This window comes from Glycomyces niveus (genome assembly GCF_017592475.1).
Classification (GTDB): domain Bacteria; phylum Actinomycetota; class Actinomycetes; order Mycobacteriales; family Micromonosporaceae; genus Glycomyces; species Glycomyces niveus.
On sequence record NZ_JAGFNP010000009.1, the window covers coordinates 22846 to 41702 of the forward strand.

The 18857-nt window shown below is 71.0% G+C and carries 19 protein-coding genes; 11 read left to right on the forward strand and 8 right to left on the reverse strand.

Annotation, left to right across the window (positions count from 1 at the left end; genetic code table 11):
* The first annotated feature begins 25 nt into the window (after positions 1–25).
* The 6 genes from J5V16_RS16000 to J5V16_RS16025 all read left to right on the forward strand — a co-directional run bounded on the left by J5V16_RS16000 (position 26) and on the right by J5V16_RS16025 (position 5679).
* The gene (locus tag J5V16_RS16000; protein ID WP_208497447.1) at positions 26–1237 is read left to right on the forward strand and encodes a NosD domain-containing protein; all 1212 of its coding nucleotides are present in this window, start codon (positions 26–28) and stop codon (positions 1235–1237) included.
* A 284-nt stretch (positions 1238–1521) separates the two neighbouring features.
* Complete coding sequence (locus tag J5V16_RS16005) at positions 1522–2568, forward strand: ABC transporter substrate-binding protein (protein ID WP_208497448.1); 1047 nt, start codon at positions 1522–1524, stop codon at positions 2566–2568.
* Entirely contained in the window at positions 2565–3620 is a 1056-nt protein-coding gene (locus tag J5V16_RS16010; RefSeq protein ID WP_307792989.1) for a FecCD family ABC transporter permease, read from the forward strand. Before J5V16_RS16005 ends, J5V16_RS16010 begins: the two co-directional genes overlap by 4 nt.
* On the forward strand, positions 3617–4402 hold the full coding sequence (locus J5V16_RS16015) for an ABC transporter ATP-binding protein (RefSeq protein ID WP_208497449.1): 786 nt from the start codon (positions 3617–3619) through the stop codon (positions 4400–4402). The genes J5V16_RS16010 and J5V16_RS16015 overlap by 4 nt, the downstream gene beginning before the upstream one ends.
* A gap of 254 nt (positions 4403–4656) precedes the next feature.
* Positions 4657–4920, forward strand: a complete 264-nt coding sequence (locus tag J5V16_RS16020; protein ID WP_208497450.1) for a GlsB/YeaQ/YmgE family stress response membrane protein — start codon at positions 4657–4659, stop codon at positions 4918–4920.
* A gap of 141 nt (positions 4921–5061) precedes the next feature.
* Positions 5062–5679: a hypothetical protein gene (locus J5V16_RS16025; RefSeq protein ID WP_208497451.1), complete on the forward strand. Its 618-nt coding sequence runs from the start codon at positions 5062–5064 to the stop codon at positions 5677–5679.
* 147 nt (positions 5680–5826) lie between these two features.
* Here J5V16_RS16025 and J5V16_RS16030 read toward each other — a convergent pair whose 3' ends face one another.
* Positions 5827–6696: a C40 family peptidase gene (locus J5V16_RS16030; protein ID WP_208497452.1), complete on the reverse strand. Its 870-nt coding sequence runs from the start codon at positions 6694–6696 to the stop codon at positions 5827–5829.
* Positions 6697–7031: 335 nt separating this feature from the next.
* On the opposite strand from J5V16_RS16030, the gene J5V16_RS16035 reads away from it, so the two are divergent.
* Positions 7032–7469, forward strand: coding sequence for a universal stress protein (locus J5V16_RS16035; protein ID WP_208497453.1), 438 nt, complete (start codon positions 7032–7034; stop codon positions 7467–7469).
* Between the two features lie 20 nt (positions 7470–7489).
* Here J5V16_RS16035 and J5V16_RS16040 read toward each other — a convergent pair whose 3' ends face one another.
* The gene (locus tag J5V16_RS16040) at positions 7490–8428 is read right to left on the reverse strand and encodes a helix-turn-helix transcriptional regulator (protein ID WP_208497454.1); all 939 of its coding nucleotides are present in this window, start codon (positions 8426–8428) and stop codon (positions 7490–7492) included.
* A gap of 82 nt (positions 8429–8510) precedes the next feature.
* Here J5V16_RS16040 and J5V16_RS16045 point away from each other — a divergent pair, with 82 nt between their 5' ends.
* Positions 8511–8882 (forward strand): VOC family protein, encoded by a 372-nt coding sequence (locus J5V16_RS16045; RefSeq protein ID WP_208497455.1) that lies wholly within the window; start codon positions 8511–8513, stop codon positions 8880–8882.
* A 58-nt stretch (positions 8883–8940) separates the two neighbouring features.
* Here the strand turns inward: J5V16_RS16045 and J5V16_RS16050 are convergent, their stop codons facing one another.
* The gene (locus tag J5V16_RS16050; RefSeq protein WP_208497456.1) at positions 8941–9603 is read right to left on the reverse strand and encodes a helix-turn-helix transcriptional regulator; all 663 of its coding nucleotides are present in this window, start codon (positions 9601–9603) and stop codon (positions 8941–8943) included.
* A gap of 90 nt (positions 9604–9693) precedes the next feature.
* On the opposite strand from J5V16_RS16050, the gene folE reads away from it, so the two are divergent.
* Complete coding sequence (gene folE, locus J5V16_RS16055) at positions 9694–10281, forward strand: GTP cyclohydrolase I (protein WP_208497457.1); 588 nt, start codon at positions 9694–9696, stop codon at positions 10279–10281.
* A 39-nt stretch (positions 10282–10320) separates the two neighbouring features.
* Here the strand turns inward: folE and J5V16_RS16060 are convergent, their stop codons facing one another.
* From J5V16_RS16060 to J5V16_RS16070, 3 genes are all read right to left on the reverse strand, one after another.
* Complete coding sequence (locus J5V16_RS16060) at positions 10321–10896, reverse strand: DUF7144 family membrane protein (RefSeq protein WP_208497458.1); 576 nt, start codon at positions 10894–10896, stop codon at positions 10321–10323.
* A 295-nt stretch (positions 10897–11191) separates the two neighbouring features.
* On the reverse strand, positions 11192–12724 hold the full coding sequence (locus J5V16_RS16065; protein ID WP_208497459.1) for a hypothetical protein: 1533 nt from the start codon (positions 12722–12724) through the stop codon (positions 11192–11194).
* A gap of 12 nt (positions 12725–12736) precedes the next feature.
* Positions 12737–13249: a SigE family RNA polymerase sigma factor gene (locus tag J5V16_RS16070; RefSeq protein ID WP_208497460.1), complete on the reverse strand. Its 513-nt coding sequence runs from the start codon at positions 13247–13249 to the stop codon at positions 12737–12739.
* A gap of 289 nt (positions 13250–13538) precedes the next feature.
* Between J5V16_RS16070 and J5V16_RS16075 the strand changes: the two genes are divergently transcribed.
* A complete protein-coding gene (locus J5V16_RS16075) occupies positions 13539–14732 on the forward strand; it encodes an MFS transporter (RefSeq protein WP_208497461.1) in 1194 nt (397 codons plus the stop codon).
* Between the two features lies 1 nt (position 14733).
* Here J5V16_RS16075 and J5V16_RS16080 read toward each other — a convergent pair whose 3' ends face one another.
* Positions 14734–15690, reverse strand: a complete 957-nt coding sequence (locus J5V16_RS16080) for a helix-turn-helix transcriptional regulator (protein WP_208497462.1) — start codon at positions 15688–15690, stop codon at positions 14734–14736.
* A 62-nt stretch (positions 15691–15752) separates the two neighbouring features.
* Between J5V16_RS16080 and J5V16_RS16085 the strand changes: the two genes are divergently transcribed.
* Positions 15753–17984 (forward strand): ATP-binding cassette domain-containing protein, encoded by a 2232-nt coding sequence (locus J5V16_RS16085; protein ID WP_208497463.1) that lies wholly within the window; start codon positions 15753–15755, stop codon positions 17982–17984.
* 85 nt (positions 17985–18069) lie between these two features.
* On the opposite strand, the gene J5V16_RS16090 is transcribed toward J5V16_RS16085, so the two are convergent.
* Complete coding sequence (locus J5V16_RS16090) at positions 18070–18771, reverse strand: hypothetical protein (RefSeq protein ID WP_208497464.1); 702 nt, start codon at positions 18769–18771, stop codon at positions 18070–18072.
* Positions 18772–18857: the final 86 nt, after the last annotated feature.

Consider the following 18857-nt stretch of genomic DNA (forward strand, 5'->3'; position numbering starts at 1 on the left):
GACCTCGACGAAGCGGGAGACCACCATGCCCTCGACCATCTACGACGTGACCACCTGGACGATCCCCGGCAGCCCCGGCACGACCGCGTACACCGACATCGGCGCCGTCGTGAACAGCATCATCGCCGACATCAAGGCGAACCAGCCCACCCAGGCGGCGAAGCCGGGCGCCGTCGTCTACATCCCCCCGGGCGACTACTCGCTCAAGACCCGCATCGTGATCGACATCAGCTACCTCCAGATCAAGGGGTCCGGCCACGGGTTCACCTCCTCGAGCATCCGGTACAACACCGCGAACACCGCCGACTGGTGGGAGGTCTGGCCGGGCGGCAGCCGCATCAAGGTCGAGAACACCGACGGGAACGCCGAGGCGATCCTCATCAGCCGGGGCGGCTCGCCGCGCCTGAGCTCGATCGAACTGGTCGACTTCTGCCTCGACGGGCTCTCGTTCACCCCGAACCAGAACAGCTACCGCAACGGCAAGATCGGCGTGCGCTCCACGAGCGACACCGACTCGGTGCGCATCGCGGGCATGGGCATGGTCTACCTCGAACGCGGCGTCGTCCTCACCGGCGTCGACGCGTTGCAGCTCAACGGCAACTTCATCGCCGAATGCGGCAGCTGCGTCGAACTGGTGGGCTCCGGGCAGGCCACGATGGTCAACGACAACCACCTCGGAGCGGGCCCGGCGGGGTTCTCGTTCTTCGCCGAAGGGCACTTCGGGCTCATCGTGTCGGGCAACAACGTCTTCCCGCGCGGCAAGAGCTCGGTGCACCTGAAGAACTGCTCCGACAGCACCGTCTCGGCGAACCGCCTCCACTCGTTCTCGTCCGGCATGGTGACCCTCGAAGGCGACTGCCGCAGCAACCTCATCGGCGCCAACCACTTCCTTCGCAACCGCGAATCGTTCGGGCCGTTCCAGGGTGTCCCGCTCACGACCGACGACCTCTTCGGCCTCGTCCACATCAACGGCAGCGGCAACACCGTCACGGGCAACCACTTCACGTACGACGTGCCCTCCGGCTCCATCACCCCTTCGGGAGCGGTGCCGACCCTCGTCCTGGTGAAGTCGGGGAGCGGCAACTACCTGGCGATGAACCACCACGTCGCGAACGTCGGCGTCCGCTCGGCCGTGCTCGACGGCAGCACGACGAACACGAAGGTGCTCGACTCCGGGACCGCCGCCGAGTTCCAGGCGCTGAGCGGAGCGACCTACGGCTTCCGCGCGACGCCGTAGCGGCGCGCGGAGCGGCGTTCTGGAGCGTCCCGCCGGCAGTTTCGCCGGAGGGGCGCTCCGGTCTCGTTCGGGCCGTGCTCGGGAACGCTTGCTTAAGCGGCACAACAGGTGTCGAGGATCAGTGGGAGGCGCCGTGATCCGCGGGTGGTTGCAGCGGCACGCGTTATGACGGCCGACACAAGTTTCTGATGAACGTTCAAGTATTAGGAAAGGCTAGCCTAATGTAGCGCGCGCAAGGCGGTCGAGAGGCCGCACTCCCCGGACCAGCCTGAAGGAACACCACCATGCATCTCGGCCGACGCGCGATCACATGCGCCGCAACCGCCTCTCTGCTGTTGGCCGGTCTGGCCGCCTGCGGCGCTTCCGAACCCGTGCCCGAGACGGCCGCGGCCGCCGGTGAAGGCGCGACCGCGTACCCGCTGACCGTGGAGAACTGCGGCCAGGAGATCGTCTTCGACGCCGCGCCGCAGCGCGTCGTCTCGCTCGACCAGGGCTCCACCGAGATCCTCCTGTCCCTGGGCCTGGAAGACCGCGTGGTCGGCACCGCCTCCTGGACCGACCCGATCCTCGACTCCCTCGCCGAGGCCAACGCCGACGTGCCGCGGCTCGCCGACGAGGCGCCGACCTACGAAGTGGTCCTCGGCGCCGACCCCGACTTCGTCACCGCCTCCTTCGGCCGCCACTTCGCCCAAGGCGGCGTCGCGGACCGCGGCCGGTTCGCCGAGACCGGCATCGAGTCCTACCTCTCGCCCACCGACTGCGACGGCGACGTCAGCATCAACGGCGGCGGCACCCGCACCCAGCCGCTCACCTTCGACTCCCTCTACCAGGAGATCCGCGAACTCGCGCAGATCTTCGACGTCTCCAGCCGCGGTGAAGACCTCGTCGCCGAGCTCGAGACCCGCCGCCAGGCCGCGCTCGCGGACATCGCCGCCTCGGACCTGACCGCCGCGTTCTGGTTCTCCGACCTCAAGACCCCTTACGTCGCAGGCGGTCTCGGCGCGCCCGCGCTGCTCGCGAGCGAGGCGGGCGTCTCGAACGTGTTCGGCGACCTCCCCGACGACTGGCCCGCCACCACCTGGGAGGACTTCGTCGACCGCGACCCCGACGTCATCGTCATGGCCGACCTCAGTCGCGAACGATGGCCCGGCGACCAGGCCGCCGAGAAGATCGAATTCCTCACCACCGACCCGGTCACCAAGGGCCTCGACGCCGTCGTCGGAGAGCGGTTCATCTCGCTGCCCGGAGCCGAGATGAACCCCTCGATCCGGATGGTCGACGGCATCGAGGCGCTCGCCGCCGGACTACAGGCCATCGAGGCCGCTGCGTGACGACCGCGCTCGCCGAGGCCGCGCCCCCGCGCGGCGGGAACCGCTTGCGATTCCTCGCCGTCGGCCTCGGCGCCCTCGTCCTTCTGCTCGCCTCGATCGGCGCGGCGATCACGCTCGGCCCCGCCGACGTGTCCCTGGTGAACGTGCGCGACATCCTCCTCAACCACCTCGCGGGAGCGGAGATCCCGGTGCGGGTCTCGAAAGAGGCCATCGTCTGGCAGGACCGGCTGCCGCGCGCGCTCGTGGCCGCCGCCTGCGGCGCCGGGCTCGGGCTGTGCGGCCTCATCCTGCAGTCGCTGCTGCGCAACCCGCTCGCCGACCCCTACGTCCTCGGGATCTCCTCCGGCGCCTCCTCGGGAGCGGTCGTCGTCGCGATCCTCGGCGTCGGCTCGGCCGGGCTCGGCGTGCCCGGCGGCGCGTTCGTCGGCTCGCTCGTCTCCTTCGGCGCGGTCCTGCTCATCGCGCGCCTCGCCGGAGGCGGCGACGACAAGCTCATCCTCGCCGGGATCGCGGTCACGCAGCTGTTCTCCGCGATCACCTCGTTCGTGATCTTCGCGTTCGCCGACTCCGACGCGACCCGCGGCGTCATGTTCTGGCTCCTCGGCTCCCTCGAAGGGGTCCGCTGGAACGGCGCCGCCCTCTGCGGCCTCGCCGCGCTGGCCGGGACGGTCCTGTGCCTGGCCCGAGCGCATGTGCTGGACGCCTTCGCGTTCGGCGACGACGTGGCCGCGTCGCTCGGCGTCCATGTCGGACGCGAGCGCGCCGTGCTCATCACCGCCGCGGCGCTCCTGACCGCGGTGATGGTCAGCGTCGCCGGCGCGATCGGGTTCGTCGGCCTCGTCCTGCCGCACGCCGCCCGGTTCCTCGCCGGACCGCTCCACCTGCGCCTGGTGCCGGTGACCGCGCTCGTCGGCGCGGTCTTCATGGTGTGGGTCGACGCCGTCTCCCGGATCGCGTTCTCGCCCTCGCCGCTGCCGATTGGCGTCAGCACCGCGCTCGTCGGCGTCCCGGTGTTCATCGCGATCATGTACCGCCGAAGGAGGACGCCATGACGCTCGAGGCCCGCGAGGTCGCCTGGGACCGGGGCGGCCGACTCGTCGTCGACGGCGTGAGCCTGCGCCCGAACCCCGGCGAGACCATCGGGCTCCTGGGGCCCAACGGTTCCGGCAAGTCCTCCCTCATCCGCCTGCTCTCGGGGATCGCCCGACCGACCGCCGGCGTCGTGACCCTCGACGACCGCGCGCTGTCCGCGGTGCCGCGGCGCGAGGCCGCGCGCGCCATCGCCACTGTCACCCAGCATGCGGACACCGCAGTGGAGCTCTGCGTGCGCGACATCGTCGCCCTCGGCCGCATCCCGCACCGCGGCGCCTTCGGCGGCGACCACCGGGCCGACGCCGAAGCGGTCGCGGAAGCCTTGGAGCGCACCGGACTCGTCGCCAAGGCGGGGGAGTCCTGGCATCGCCTCTCGGGCGGTGAGCGCCAGCGCGCCCACATCGCCCGCGCGCTCGCTCAGCGTCCCCGTGAGCTTTTGCTCGACGAGCCCACCAACCACCTCGACATCCGCCACCAGCTCGACCTGCTGCGACTCGTCGCCGATCTGCCGGTCACCACGGTCGTCGCCCTGCACGACCTCAACCTCGCGGCGATGTTCTGCGACTCGGTGCTGATCCTCAAGGGCGGCAAGGCGATCGCGGCCGGGACACCGGCCGAGGTCCTCACGCCCGCACTGATCGCCGAGGTCTACGAGGTGGACGCCGTCGTGAACATGGACGAGTCCTCGGGCTGCCCGCAGATCGCGTTCACCCCTCGGGCCCGGGCGGCTCAGTCGAGGTAGTCCCGCGCCGACTCGAACGGATCGCCCTCGGCCAGGCCCAGGTGCTCGGCGCCCGGCTCGAACTCGCCGACGCCCCGGACGGCGGCGCACTGGCCACAATCGACCTCAGCAATGCAGTGGCGCGCGCCGGCGCATGAGATGGGAAGCAGCGCAGGGCGTCGAGGCTGCTGATCGCGTTTCTGCCTGGGGCGGTGTGAAAATCGTCCGCTGCGGGTAGACCAAGGGCCTCGACTCATTCGAATATGGAGGCTGCAATGATCGGATTCATCATCGCCGGGCTCGTGATCGGCGTGCTGGCGCGACTCATCAAGCCCGGGCGGCAGCACCTCGGGATCCTCGCCACGCTCATCCTGGGCCTGGTCGGATCGGTGATCGGCGGGACCATCGCGAACCTGCTCGGGACGGGCGACATCTGGGAGCTGAACGTCCTCGGCTTCGTGGTCGCCGTGGTCGCCTCGGTGCTGCTCATCGGCGTCGCCGAGAGCATCGCCTCGAGCCACCGCAAGACCGCTTCATGACGTCGATATTCACGCGTTCGAGTGAAAAGTCCGCGGATGCGGCTTAGCCTCAGGGAGTCGTTTTCCGACTCCGAAGGAGGCTCAACAGCCGTGACCATGATCAACACGAAGAAGAGGAAACGGGCGAGGACCGTGCGCCGTGTGAGGACCGGAGTGGCCGCTGGTGCGGCCGTGGGTCTGGCGGTCGCGGGGGTCGCCGTGGCCGCCCGCCGCGCCGATCGGGTGCTTCCCAAGCTCCCGGCTCCGGGCGCGACCGCGCAGGTCCAGCTGGTCTCGAAGGGCATCGAACTCGCCGTCGCGGGCCGCAAGATCCGCACCGGGCCGCTCCAGGGCCGGGCCACGTTCGAGATCGAGGAGCACCCGGACGACCCGGGCGCGGTCCGAACGAGGATCACCGAGTTCCGTCTCTCTTCGACCGGCGCACGCGATGCGGTGGTCACCATGGAGCAGCGTGCGGGCTCCCGCACCGAGGCGACCGTGCTGCGGCGCGTGTCGCCGCGCTCGCCCAGGTTCCAGCACACGCTGGCGCTCGAGTGCGAGGTCACCATCGCGAACCCGCGCGCGCTCGGCCTGCCCGAGGGGTCCGACGACCCGCTGTCGCTGCGGGCGAACGTCCCGATCGAACTGGTCGGCAAGCCGGCCGACTTCCCTGACTTCCACGCGGTCTACAAGCTCCACGAGCCGATCGCGTTGTCCGGGGCGAGCGGGGCGGGCGAAGCGTCGATGCTCAGGTTCTCCTTCCAGATCCAGGGCTTCTGACCGGAGGGGCCCGCCACGCGGCCGCAAGGCCGCCGACGGCCCGATGAAGATGATCCAACTGTGCAAGAACGGGCGGGGCATCCCTTGCGGATGCCCCGCCCTTCAGCTTGCCCGCGTGCGCGCGAGGTCAGCGCGCCGTTCGGGTGATCACTGCACTCGCCGGTACCCGGACACGGGCATGACGTCCATGGGGGCGATCTTCACGGTGTCGCCCGGTTTCGAGGCGTGGATGACCTGCCCCCCGCCGACGTAGATGGCGATGTGCCCGGTCCCGTAGGAGAACACCAGGTCCCCGGGGCTCAGGTCGCCGCGGCTGATCGCGGTGGAGTCGCTCCACTGCCCCTGCGACGTGCGGTTGAGCGACACGCCCGACTGGGCGTAGGCGGCGGCCACGAGGCCGGAGCAGTCGAAGGCGTCCGGTCCGGTCTTGCCGTAGCCGTATGGCTTCCCGAGTTGGTCGTAGGCGAACTGGACGATGTCGTTCGCGCCGGCCGGGGGATCGGCCGTCACCGTGACCCGGGTTCGGGCCTCCGCCTCTTCAGCCGCCTCCAGAGCGCGACCGGCCCTGCTGATGTCCCCTGCGAGCTTCGCGATCGTCTCGGTGCTGCGTGGGATCTCCGGCTCGACGGCTTCGAGCCGCGCTGCGGCCTGCTGGGCGGCCTCGTAGCGGAGGGCCTGCTCGGCCCTGAAGTCGCCCAGTGCCTCGATGGTGCCCGAGAAGCCGCCTTCTGCGGCGTCGAGGGCCTGGGTGGCCTGCTCGAGCTGGGATTCGATGGCGCCGTAGTCGCGCTCGGACGCTTCGATCACGGCGAGCAGTGCGGTCCGCTCGGATTCGAGCCGGTCGAGCTGCTCCTCTTCGGAGGCCTGACGCTGCCGGAGGTCCTCCAGATGGGACCTGATCTCGCCGGAGCCGGCGGTGTCGAGGTCGATCTCGCCGGCGTGCGCCGGCGTCGCGGTGAGGCTCACCGCCGCGGTGAGGTCGACCAGTGCGATGGCGATGATCCCGAAGCTCCGCATTCTCGGGACGTGTGCTCGGATCTGTTGCGGTGCATGGCTTGAGCCTTGTTTCGTGTCGGTCATAGGTTCAATCACCATGGCGCCGCGAGCGGGCCACGTTCGGTTGAGTCGGCTGCACGGTTCTTTCCTCGCTTCCCGGTAGGGGACTGCTGGACCACCCGAGGGCGGGGCATCACTGCCGCCATCCACGATGGCCCGGGTCGAGATCACTGGGACGAGTTCGAGGAACACACACCAAACGGAACTCAGCAGACGTATGGTGACGCGGGGGCTTCATCCCTGAAGCACGAATATATATCGGCAACGATGTAATCGATCTGCGGAAGGAGACCGGCATGGCCCAGCAAGCGCCGGAACGAGTCCTGGTCGGCGTCGACGGTTCGGCGACTTCGGTGCGCGCGCTGCAATGGGCCATGCGGTACGCGGAGCGGACGGGCGCGAAGCTCGATGCGGTCCACGCGTGGCAGATCCCCACGACGTACGGCACCCCGGTGGAGGTCCTCCCCGGCGAGAACTTCGCCGCCACCGCCCAACGGGCGCTGAACGAAACGGTCGACAGGGAACTCGGCGGTCGGGACGACCTCGAGGTGGGACGCATCGCAGAGATGGGCTATCCCCCGAAGCTCCTGGTCGAGCAGTCGAAATCGGCCGACCTGCTCGTCGTCGGCAGCCGTGGCCGCGGCGGTTTCAAAGGCACCCTCCTCGGCTCCGTCAGCCTCCACTGCGTCACCCACGCGGCCTGTCCGGTCGTCGTGGTGCGCGAGGCCGACTAGGCGTCGAGGCGCGTCATGGTTCAGCGGTAGTGGTCGACGATGCGCTGGGCGAGTGCCTTGAGGTGGTCCCGGGCTTCGGGTGGCCCGGTGACGGTGGCGGAGTCGGCGAACGCCAGGATTTGGCGCACGTCTTCGAGGACGCGGCAGCGCAGGACGCCCGGGGTGGTCCCGTCCGGTTCGGGTTCGCCGAGGGTCAGGCGTGAGCCGAGGATGCGCTGCGCCCGCTCCACTTGGTAGGCCTGGATGCGCAGGTGCACTTCGAGGTCGCCTGCGGTCTCCCAGCCGGAGGTCAGTTCGGCGGCGACATCGGCGAGGCGTACGTCCGGGCGGAGGCGTCGCGCGGTGCGGAGCGGTTCCCACCGGTCGATCTTCAGCAGGTTGAGCAGGCGGGGTGTGCCCGCTTCGTCGGCCACGAGGTACCAGCGCCCGCCTTTCGCCAAGAGCCCGTAAGGGTCGACGGTCCGCCACTGCGGTGGTCGGCCGGTCCGCTCGTAGTGGACCTTGAGCCGTACGCCGCGGCGCAGGTCGCCGATGAGCGCGGCGGGGGAGACGCCGCCGGGGTCGCGGCCGAACCACGGCCGGTTGTCGCTGACGACGAGGTCGCCGACGGCGAGCAGGCCGTCGCCGGAGCGGGCTCCGGCGACCTTGCGGCGGGCCCGGTCGCTGACTGCTTCGACGCCGAGGCGGCGGCGCTGGTCCTCGTCGAGTCCGGTGAGCGCCAAGTGCTCCCGTTCGGGCGGTGTGAGGCGGCTCGTGTCGAGGGCGGCGCCGGGGAGCATCGAGACGCCGCCGTAGCGGCCGCGGCGCGCGAGCACGGGGAAGCCGGCGTCCTGGAGCCAGCGCAGGTCGCGCATGACGGTCCGCTCGGACACGCCGGTGTCTTCGGCGAGCGCGGCGACCGTCGTGTCCGGTCGCGACCGCAGCGCGAGGAGGAGGGAGAAGCACCTGTCGGGAGTCACATTCCCATGTTCCCAGAGAACCTGACAGATCCCGTCAGGTTTCGCGTCTACGGTTGCGGCTCCGACGGAAAGGAGGGCAATCATGCCCGCACCGAACATCTTCATCGTCTACGTCTCCGACGCGCCTGAAGCGGCCCGCTTCTACGGGGACCTGTTCGACATGAAGCCGGTCTTCGAGACGCCGGGGTATATCTCGTTCGACCTCGGCGGCGGGGTCAGCCTCTCGCTGTGGAGCCGCTCGGGCGTGGATTTCGCCGCGGAACCGGTGCGCACCAGCGAGGTCTGCCTCGCCGTGGACCGAGCCGGCGCACCCGCATCGGTCGATGCGCTCTACGAGGAGTGGCGCGGCAAGGGCGTGCGGATCGTCGACGAGCCGCGCGACGAGGTCTTCGGCCGCACCTTCGTGGCGGCCGACCCTGACGGCAACCTCATCCGGGTCGCACCCGTCGACTAGTGCGGCAGGGCGGCGGCCCAAGGCCGCCGCCCGATTGCGTTGCAGGCGTTCCGCGGTTTCAGTCCGGGTGGATGACGACGCAGCAGCGGTCGGGGCGGGGGGCGAGTTCGGCGCGGTCGGGGGCGTCGTCGCGGGCGGTGAGGACGCCGCGGAGGAAGGCGTGGTTCATGCCGCAGACGAGTGCGGTCTCGCGTTGGGCGATGCGGTGGAACGGGCAGTTGCGCAGTTCGATGTCGTCGTCCTCGGTGCACTCGGGTTCGTAGCCGCATGCGGTGAGCGTCGCGAGCAGATCGGCGCCGAGGTCTCCGGTCGCGCGGCCGCGGCGTTCGGACGCGGTGATCAGGGCCTGGTGCAGCGCAGGGGAGTCGGTGGCCGCGACGACGTCGGCGAGGATTTCGGCGAGGAGGCCGTAGTCGCGCGGCGGGATGGTGACCGAGACTTCGTCGCGGGCGGGCGCGTACTGCTTGGCGGGGCGTCCGGCTCCGGGGCCGCCGCGGCCTTCGGGGCGGGCGTAGCCGGTGGTGAGCAGGCCGGCTTCGGCGAGCCGGTCGAGGTGGTACGCGGCGAGCGTGCGGCTGATGCCCACCGCTTCGGCCACCTCGTCCCGGCGGACCGGCGCCGACTGTGAAACCACGTGGTCGAAGACCCGGCGCCGCACCGGGTTGGACAGTGCGTCCAGTTCCAGGGCGTCCAGGTCGGCCGGGACGGCAGCCTCCTCCATACCGTGAACTCTACCACTAATGATTCTTGACAAATTCCGCTCGGGCTCCGACACTAAAGTAAGAACGTTTTGTCTTTAGAAGGGAGCGCCATGTCGACCATTGCGCAGGAGGCCGCCGAGCAGGCGTTCGAGCCGGATCTGATCGCCGCAGAGGCCGCGGCGGCGGACTTCCTCAAGGCGCTGGGCATGCGGCACGACTCCGAGCACCTCCGCGCCACGCCCGGGCGGATGGCGCGGGCCTGGGCCGAGATGCTCACCCCGCGCCCGTTCAACCTCACGACCTTCCCGAACGACGAGGGCTACGACGAGCTCGTCCTCGCCCGGGACATTCCGTTCCGCTCCGTCTGCGAGCACCATCTGCTGCCGTTCACCGGCCACGCCTGCGTGGGCTACCTCCCCGGGGAACGCGTGCTCGGCCTCTCCAAGCTCGCCCGCGTGGTCGAGCACTTCGCCTGCCGGCCCCAGACGCAGGAGCGGCTGACCAAGCAGACCGCCGACTGGCTCCAGGAACGCCTGGGCGCCAAGGCCGTCGGCGTCGTGATCAAGGCCGAGCACTCGTGCATGACGCTGCGCGGCGCGCTGGCCACCGGCTCGAGCACGGTGACCTCGACGCTGCTCGGCACGCTCCGCACCGATCCCAGCTCCCGCCAGGAGTTCCTGGCGCTGGCCGGCTGCTGAGCCGGCCAGCCGGATACGGCCGCGAGCGCGTCCGGTTCCCTACATCGCTTCCGGCGGGCGCTGCTCGGTGCGTCCGGCGGCGGGGGACTCGGTCTCCATTCGGGTCTGCGCGTCGTCCATGCCCTTGGCCGGGTTGGTCGCCGTGCTGGTGGTCTGCGTGTTGAGGTTCGACCAGGAGCCGGTGGTGCGGCCCGTGTACTCGTCCTCGCCGGTGTCCGTCATCGGCGTGGCGCGGGCGGCCGTCGCCAGGGCCCAGATCACGAAGATGTCGATCGCGATCATGACCATCGACCACAGCGGCTGCCAGGGCATCCAGAAGAACTGGCTGGTGGCCGAGATGGCCGCGATGACGACACCGGTCCAGTAGGCCCATTTCCTGCCCATGAAGACGAAGGCGCCGGTCAGGGCGACGAGCGCGCCGATGATGACGTGGACGGTGCCCCAAGCGGTGAGGTCGAACTGGTAGAGGTAGTTCGGTGTCGTCACGAAGATCTCGTCTTCGACCAGCGCTGCGATGCCGACCAGCACCTGCCAGATACCGACCATCACCATCATCGAGGCGGCGAAGACGGTGCCTCCCGCAGCCCAGGTGCTGCGCGTCTCTGTGCGTGCCATGGCGCTTCCCTATCTGCTCGGGCTCCCGTCGCGAACCGGCGGAAGACTCGCGAATGCTTACTATTCGAACAGTAGTCACTACGGGGTGTGTGCGCCGGAGATACGTGTTATCTTGTCGCGATTCTTGGCCGGGACGCGGGCGTGGAACTGTGCGGTCGCTACGGCTGAGCAGCGGTTATGCGGTGGAGGATGACGGCGGGGTCGATCCGGTGCCGGGAGGCGGCGCGCGCTCGACCGCACACCGCGAAGGGCGTCGTCCTGGTTCGGACGGCGCCCCGGCGGTGGTCATTGCGGATCAATCGGTTTCGTACTCGGCGGGGTCGTATACCGGGGCGGGCAGGGCGGTCGCGAGTTCGGTGAGCTCTTCGAGGCCGTAACCCTCGACCATGCCGCCGCCGACGCCGGTCTCGATCACGACGGCCCATCCGGATTCGTCGAAGACCCCGATGAACCAGGAGCAGTGCTCGTCGTCGATGCACCAGGTCCGGGTGGCGACGGTGCGGCCGTCGAGCTCGCTCTGGGCGCACTGGTCGTCCTTGCCGTCGCCCGGGGCCCCGCAGTCGATCAGGTACGGGCCGGTGCCCGCGCCTTCCGGCGGCAGGCCCGGCAGCCATCCGCCCGGCAGGTAGTAGCGGACGTTCATGCTGATCGGGATGTCGAGACTGTCGTTGAGCGGCAGGGTGACGTCGGCGGTGTAGGTGCGCTGCACGACCTCGCCGGAGCCGGTGTGGAGTCCGACGGCGCTGCCGCCGTGCTGCTCGGTCTCGCCGTAGACGCCTTCGATCACGGCCACGGCGGCGTCGAGGCTCGCCTGCGCGTCGGCGTCCGCGGCCTGGGGCCAGGACTCGTCGGCGGGCCAGGCGGGCGGCATGTCGAGGAATTCGACCGGTGCGAGTTCGCTCGTGTCGTAGTCGATCTGGGGCATGGCCAGCATCGCGGTGCTCAGGTCCTCAAGGGACATCTCGCGGCCCTGGCCGTGGCAGTCGAGGTCCCACCGGGAGGTGAGCGCCGAGCCGTTCGGGTACACGACGGCGGCTTCGAGCGCGCAGCCGTGGTCGGCGGTCATGAGGACGCGGCCGTCGCCGAGGGTCTCGGTGGCGAACTCGGGGGCCTCGTCGGTCCAGACGGCCTCGTCGCTGATGAGGTGCTGGGGGAACGCGACGTCGCCTGTGGGCCCGGGTTCGGCGGTCCAGCCGCCGGGCTGGTAGCCGGAGATGCGGTACGCCAGGTGCTCGGCCTCTTCGTCCGAGTCGAGGGCGACGTAGGCGCGGAGGTACGCCTGTCCGCCCTTGGCGTCGAGCCCGCGGGGCGCGAAGTTGAACTGCTCCTGGTTGAAGCCGAGGTCGGAGAGGGCCGAGTAGTAGTCCAGGTCGTGCTCGCCCATGACTTCCAGTGCCGCCTCGTCGGAGGGGAACTCGTAGTCCAGCGCGTCCGCGTCGAAGATCCCCGCGTCCACCGCGAGTTCGCCGAACGCGTCCTTGGCGGCGGTGTTGAGCTCCCGGCCGACCGGGTCGACGGTGCCGAACACGGGGTGGACGGAGGGGTAGGCGGCGGTGGCCGGGTCGAAATCGAACGGCTCGCCCGGGGGGAACGTCTGGGCGGCGTCGGGGGCCTGTCCGTCGTCGCCGAGTCCGGTGAGGGACAGGGCGAGGACGGCGGCGATCGCGGCGATGCCGGCGGCCGAGGCGCCGCCGATGGCGGCGTTGCGGCGGGCCTGGGCGCGGTAGCCGCGGCTCATGACCCGCTTGATGTCCACTGCGGACGGCGGGGCGGGGTCGTCGGGGCGTCCTTGCAGCAGGAGCCGCTCGGTGTGGTCGTGGTGTTCCATCGGTGTCCTTCCTTACGCGCCGGCGGGGACCGGGGTCCCGGCCAGCAGTCGTCGCAGTTTGCCCATGGCCCTTGAGGTCTGGCTCTTCACGGTGCCGGGGGAGCAGCCCATGGCGGCGGCCGTCTCCTCGACGGACAGCTGCTCCCAGTACCTGAGGACGATCGTCACGCGCTCGCGCGCCGCGAGCTGGTCGAGCGCGCCGGCGACGGTGAGCCGCAGCTCGACCTCCGCCTGGGGCGCCTCGATGCGCTGGACCGGCATGTCGTCGGTGGCGCGCTCGCGGCGCACCCAGGCGAGCCGCCGGTGGGACAGGTACACGTTGGTGACGATCCGGCGCGCGTATGCGGGCGCGCCGCCGGGCTCGACGCGGTGCCAGGCGGCGAACAGCTTCGTGAGCGCCTTCTGGACGATGTCGTCGGCCTGGTGCCAGTCCCCGCTCAGGTAGTACGCGTACCGCCTGAGGCGGTCGCGGTGTGCGAGGTCGAACGACTGGAACTCGTCCTCGCGTTGCTCCTTGCTCTGCACTAGGGCCTCTTTCGGGTGACGGGTCGGGGTGCGGGGCCGCGCAGTGGTGGATTCTCGGCCCTGCACCCGTAACTACGCGGGTCCGCGGAACACCCGTTGTCAAGATAATCGCGCCCGTGCCCGCGGGCCTCCCCGATTCGCACGGGTCCTCTTGCGCGGGTGGGGATCCGGTCCTTAGAATGGGGCGGCCCGGATGCACGACCCCCTTCACCTCGTCACTCGAGCGGCCCCATTCGGCGCGCCCGCCGACCGTTCCCCGAACGGCGAGAAGCGACGAGGTGAAATCCAGATGACCGTACTGTCCGATTTCGACAGGCGATCGGTGGCGGCGCTGCTCGCGCTCGCGGTGGCCGCGTTCTGCTACGTGACCGTCGAGACCGTCCCGGTGGGGCTGCTCGCCGAGATCGCCGCCGACCTCGACGTGTCGCACTCCCGGGTGGGGCTGTTGGTCACCGGGTACAGCGTCACCGTCGCCGTCCTCACCTTGCCGCTGGTGAAGCTGACCGCCCGCGTGCCGAGGCGCCCGCTGCTCCTGGCCCTCATGGCCGTCCTCGTCGCCGCGACCGCGCTTTCGGCCGCCGCGCCCACCTACGAGCTGCTGTTCGCGGCGCGCGTAGCGACCGCGCTCAGTCAGGCCGTGTTCTGGGGCATCGTCGCGCCGGCGGCCGCCGGGATGTTCCCCGCGCACGTCCGCGGCCGGGTCATGGCCGTGGTCTTCACCGGCGGGTCCATCGGGCCGATGCTCGGCGTGCCCGCCGGGACCTGGCTGGGCCAGGCCGCGACCTGGCAGGCCGCGTTCCTCGCCTTCGCCGGGCTCGGCATGCTCGCCCTGCTCACCCTCGTGCTCGCCCTGCCCGCCAGCCCGGTCCGCAACGAGCACGCCGGACGCGGCACCACCCCGGACGCCCGCCAGTTCACCCTGGTGCTCGTCACCAGTTCCCTCGCGGTCGCCGGGTTCTTCGCCGCCTTCACCTACACGTCGGCGTTCGTCACGGTCGTCGCCGGGATGTCCGCGGCGCTGCTCGGGCCGCTGCTGCTCGCGCGCGGCCTGGCCGACTTCGGCGGGATCGCCGCGGGCGGCGCCCTCTCCGACCGCAACCAGCGGCTTGCCGTGATCCTCCCCGTCGGCCTGCTCGCCGCCGCGATGCTCGCCATGTTCGCGCTCGGCTCCGACCCGTGGATCGCGGCCCTGACCATCATGCTCACCGGGCTCGCCATGGGCGCGCTCATCCCGGCCCTGCAGAACCGGGTCATGGAGTTCGCCCCAGGCAGCACCGACACCGCCTCGGCCGGGAACTCGATCGCGTTCAACATCGGCATCGCCCTCGGCTCGTCCCTCGGCGGCCTCGCCCTCACCCACTCGGGACCGCGGGCCACCGCCCTCACCGGGGCCGCACTCGCCTTGGCGGCGTTGACGACCGCGGTGGCCATGAAGGCGACCGCACGGATCGAACCGGTCCCCGTCGACGCGGGCGAACGCTGAGTCAGTCCTCCTCGACGGCGGCGCGCAGGCGCTCGGCGAAGCGGCGATACCCCTCCCGGAAATCGTCCGGCGCTTCGATCGTGAAGTCGGCGTCGAGCATCGCGAGCGCGGCGAGCGGCCACTCCCAGGAGTCGAGGCGTATGTCGACACGGGTGCGCCCGCCGTCGAGCGAACTCAGCTCCACGGTGTCGTGGCGGAACGCCTCGGCGACCGGGCCCGCCGGTCCCTCCACAGTGAACATGACCGAGGCGCGGTTGCGGTTGATGCCCTCGATCAGGTAGTCGACGGCCGGCGGCGACGGCCGCGGCTCGAACCGGGTCGTCGACAGGCGCAGGCCGGAGACGCGGTCGGTGCGGAAGACCCGCCAGTCGCCGCGGTCGAGGTCCCAGGCGAGGAGGAACCAGCGCTGCAGGTGGTGGATCTGCCGGTGCGGTTCGACGCGGCGGGAGGAGGCCGCGCCGTCCTTGCGCTCGTAGTCGAACGCGACCACCTGCCGGGCGGCGATCGCGTCCGCGAGCGCGCCGAGGTCGCCCGCGCTGGTGCTCGGGGCGGGCACGTCGCTGGTCTCCAGACTGGATCGCACCCGCGCGATCCGGTGGCGCAGCCGCTTGGGCAGGTACTGCTCGACCTTGCCGTAAGCCCGGGTCGCGGCCTCGTCGACCGATCCCTCGTCGGCGCTGCCGGTCGAGGCGAGCGCGGCGAGGCCGAGCAGGACCGCGATGGCCTCGTCGTCCTCGAGCATGAGCGGCGGCATCACCGCGCCGGCGGTGAGCCGGTAGTGGCCGCCCGGTCCGGGGCGCGTCTCGACCGGGTAGCCGTACTCGCGCAGGCGGTCGACGTCCCGCCGCAGCGTGCGCGGGCTGACGCCGAGGCGCGAGGCGAGCTCGCCGCCGCTGAACGAGCGTCCGGTCTGGAGGGACGCCAGGAGCGAGAGCATGCGGCGGGTGACATCTGACATGCCCCCAGTCTGCCCGAAATCGCGGTCAGGATCCGGCCGCAATTGGGCTTAGTGTCGCAGGCATGAACGAACGCATGATCCGCATCCGCGGCGCCCGGTCCAACAACCTCAAGTCGGTGGACCTGGAGGTGCCGCGAGGAAGCCTGACCGTGTTCGCGGGGCCGTCCGGTTCCGGGAAGTCCTCGCTCGTGTTCGACACCATCGCCGCCGAGGCCGGCCACCAGGTCAGCGAGACGTACCCGCCGTTCCTGCGCAACCGGATGCCGAAGTGGACGCGGCCCGAGGCCGACGAGATCGCCGGCCTCTCGCCCGTGGTCGTCATCGACCAGCGCCGCCTCGGCGGCAACGCCCGCTCGACCGTCGGCACGGTCACCGACACGTGGACGTACCTGCGGCTGCTCTACTCGCGGGTCGGCGAACCGCTGATCGGAGAGTCCACCCGCTTCTCCTTCAACGACCCCGGGGGCATGTGCCCCACCTGCTCGGGCCTGGGCGACGCCGTCGAGATCGACGTCGCGGCCTTCCTCGACCCCGGCAGGTCGCTCAAGGAGGGCGCGATCCTCCTGCCCGGCTTCGGCGACGGCGGCTACTGGTTCGACAAGTACACCGGCGTCGAGTGGCTCCCGGCCGACGCGCCGCTGCGGGAGTGGACCGAGGACGAGCGGCTCGCGCTGCTCTACGGCGGCGAGCACATCGCCCGCCTCGGCGTGCGGCCCCCGAAGGACTACGAAGGTCTGGTGCCCTGGTTCGAACGCATCTACCTGCACACCTCCGACAGCATCTCCGACACCAAGCAGAAGGCCATCGACCGGTTCACGCGGTCGGGCGTGTGCCCCGAATGCGGCGGCGACCGGCTGAACGCCGACGCCAGGGCCGTCACCGTGCACGGCCGCACCATCGGCGAGATGGCGCGCATGGAGGTCGCCGAACTCGCCGACGTCGTTGCGGGCGTGGACGACACGGCGGTGGCGCCGGTGGTCGCGGCGCTGGTGGAGCGGCTGCGCGCCATGGACGCCATCGGGCTGGGGTACCTCCACTTGGGTCGGGCCACGGCGAGCCTGTCCGGCGGCGAGTCGCAGCGGGTGAAGACCGTGAAGCACCTGGGCAGCAGCCTCGTCGAGATGTTGTACATCTTCGACGAACCGACCGTCGGCCTGCACCCCCACGACGTCGAGGCCATGACCGGCCTCCTGGAACGGTTGCGGGACAAGGGGAACACCGTGCTCGTCGTCGAGCACGACCCGGCCGTGATGGCCGTCGCCGACCAGATCGTCGAGATCGGGCCCGACGGCGGCGCGGCCGGCGGCAGGGTGGTCTTCCAGGGCACGTTCGACGGGCTCCGCGCGGCCGACACCCCGACTGCGCTCGCCCTGGCGAAGCCGACGCCCACGGTCACCGCGCCGCGGGAGGCCGCCGGGGCGATCACGATCGAGCGCGCCGACCGCAACAACCTGCGGGACGTCACCGTCGACGTCCCGACCGGGGTGCTGACTGTGCTCACCGGCGTCGCCGGCTCGGGCAAGTCGAGCCTGGCGGCGGCGCTCGTCGAGCAGCACGCCGCGATCGTGGTCGACCAGCGCCCGGTAGGCGCCAACCGCCGGTCCACGCCGCTCACCTACGCCGGGATCGCCGCGCCGGTCCGGCGGCTGTTCGCGAAGGCGAGCGGCCTGTCCGCCAAGTACTTCAGCGCCAATTCCGAAGGGGGCTGCCCGGAGTGCAAGGGCCTCGGCGTCGTCTACACGGACCTGGCGTTCATGGAAGGCCACGAGTCCGTGTGCGAGGCGTGCGGCGGGCGCCGGTTCACCGACGAGGCGCTGCGGCACCGCGTCGAAGGCCTCACCATCGCCGACGTGGCCGACCTGACCATCGCCGAGGCGATGCGGCGGCTCGCCGACCCCTCGATCCGCAAGGGACTGCGGCACCTCGACCGGGTCGGCCTCGGCTACCTGCGGCTCGGGCAGCCGCTCTCGACGCTGTCGGGCGGCGAATGCCAGCGCGTCAAGATCGCGCGGGAGCTGCGCGAGGCCGCCGAGCCGTCGGTGTACGTGCTCGACGAGCCGACGACGGGCCTGCACCTGCGCGACGTCGACACGCTCATGGACGTGCTGTCCCAGCTGCTCGAGGCCGGGCACACCGTCGTGGTCATCGAGCACCACCTCGACGTGATCCGCCGCGCCGACTGGGTCGTGGACCTCGGCCCGGGCGCGGGCCGCCACGGGGGCCGGGTGCTGTACGAGGGCCCGGTGGCGGCCATGCGGGGCACGGCGACCGCGCGGGCGCTCGGGCAGGACTGACCGGCCAGGGGTCCCGCACGAGGGGCGGGCGGGACCCTCACTGCGGGGGCTTGGAACGTGTAGGCCCTCAGTCGCGCGGTGACCGTCAGCCGAGGGTGCCGACGAGCGCCATCGCCGCTACGAGCAGGACCATCCCGGCAATGGAGACCGCCGGCCTGCGCGGGACGGGGCCTTCGCGGAGCACCTGGACGCCCAACGGCGCCAACGCGATCGCCAGGCCCAGCACCGCCGCGATCGACAGCGGTGTGGTGCCTTTCAGGACCCCGAGCGGCAGGAGCGCGGTCGCGGCGAGCGCCGCCGCCCGGAACCAGCCGAAGGTTCCGGAGCGGAGCGCGCCGACGGCGAGGACGATCCAGCCGGCCATGATCGCCACCGAGCACGCCGACATCAGGTGCCAAGCGCCGTAGGCGTCGGCGACCGCCTGCGTCGCCGCTTCGGGGCCGCGGTCGGCGGCGAGCTGGAAGGCGAGGTGGTCGGCGCCGGCGTGGAACGCGCGGGCGAAAAGTCCGAAGAGGACCATGGCGCCGCCCCACAGCGCCCAGCCGGGGCGGGACCGGCCGACGCGTTGCGCGAGCAGGAGGACCGCGGGCCACAGCAGGACGACCCCGGCGAGGAAGCAGCTGTAGGCGGCGGTCATGAGGCCCGGGCGTTCGGCGTAGGCGCGGAGCTGGTCGGGGAAGAAGAACGGCGTTCCGGCCCGGAGCAGTACACCGGTGAGCAGGAGGAGCGGGGCGAGGACGAGGGCGGTGCCGCCGAGCCAGCGGCCGGGGAAGCGGGTTTCGGTCATGCCCCAACGATCGGCGCCGGGCCGGTCCGCCGCGTCGGACCGAGGCCTGGTTTCGCCCGTCAGCCCTCGGTATGACGACGACTCGT

Excerpts from the sequence above, each read along its gene's own strand:
- J5V16_RS16000 (WP_208497447.1), top strand. The coding sequence starts at position 26 with ATGCCCTCGACCATCTACGACGTGACCACCTGGACGATCCCCGGCAGC.
- J5V16_RS16005 (WP_208497448.1), top strand. The coding sequence starts at position 1,522 with ATGCATCTCGGCCGACGCGCGATCACATGCGCCGCAACCGCCTCTCTG.
- J5V16_RS16015 (WP_208497449.1), top strand. The coding sequence starts at position 3,617 with ATGACGCTCGAGGCCCGCGAGGTCGCCTGGGACCGGGGCGGCCGACTC.
- J5V16_RS16020 (WP_208497450.1), top strand. The coding sequence starts at position 4,657 with ATGATCGGATTCATCATCGCCGGGCTCGTGATCGGCGTGCTGGCGCGA.
- J5V16_RS16030 (WP_208497452.1), bottom strand. The coding sequence starts at position 6,696 with ATGCGGAGCTTCGGGATCATCGCCATCGCACTGGTCGACCTCACCGCG.
- J5V16_RS16035 (WP_208497453.1), top strand. The coding sequence starts at position 7,032 with ATGGCCCAGCAAGCGCCGGAACGAGTCCTGGTCGGCGTCGACGGTTCG.
- J5V16_RS16045 (WP_208497455.1), top strand. The coding sequence starts at position 8,511 with ATGCCCGCACCGAACATCTTCATCGTCTACGTCTCCGACGCGCCTGAA.
- J5V16_RS16050 (WP_208497456.1), bottom strand. The coding sequence starts at position 9,603 with ATGGAGGAGGCTGCCGTCCCGGCCGACCTGGACGCCCTGGAACTGGAC.
- folE (WP_208497457.1), top strand. The coding sequence starts at position 9,694 with ATGTCGACCATTGCGCAGGAGGCCGCCGAGCAGGCGTTCGAGCCGGAT.
- J5V16_RS16060 (WP_208497458.1), bottom strand. The coding sequence starts at position 10,896 with ATGGCACGCACAGAGACGCGCAGCACCTGGGCTGCGGGAGGCACCGTC.
- J5V16_RS16065 (WP_208497459.1), bottom strand. The coding sequence starts at position 12,724 with ATGGAACACCACGACCACACCGAGCGGCTCCTGCTGCAAGGACGCCCC.
- J5V16_RS16075 (WP_208497461.1), top strand. The coding sequence starts at position 13,539 with ATGACCGTACTGTCCGATTTCGACAGGCGATCGGTGGCGGCGCTGCTC.
- J5V16_RS16080 (WP_208497462.1), bottom strand. The coding sequence starts at position 15,690 with ATGTCAGATGTCACCCGCCGCATGCTCTCGCTCCTGGCGTCCCTCCAG.
- J5V16_RS16085 (WP_208497463.1), top strand. The coding sequence starts at position 15,753 with ATGAACGAACGCATGATCCGCATCCGCGGCGCCCGGTCCAACAACCTC.
- J5V16_RS16090 (WP_208497464.1), bottom strand. The coding sequence starts at position 18,771 with ATGACCGAAACCCGCTTCCCCGGCCGCTGGCTCGGCGGCACCGCCCTC.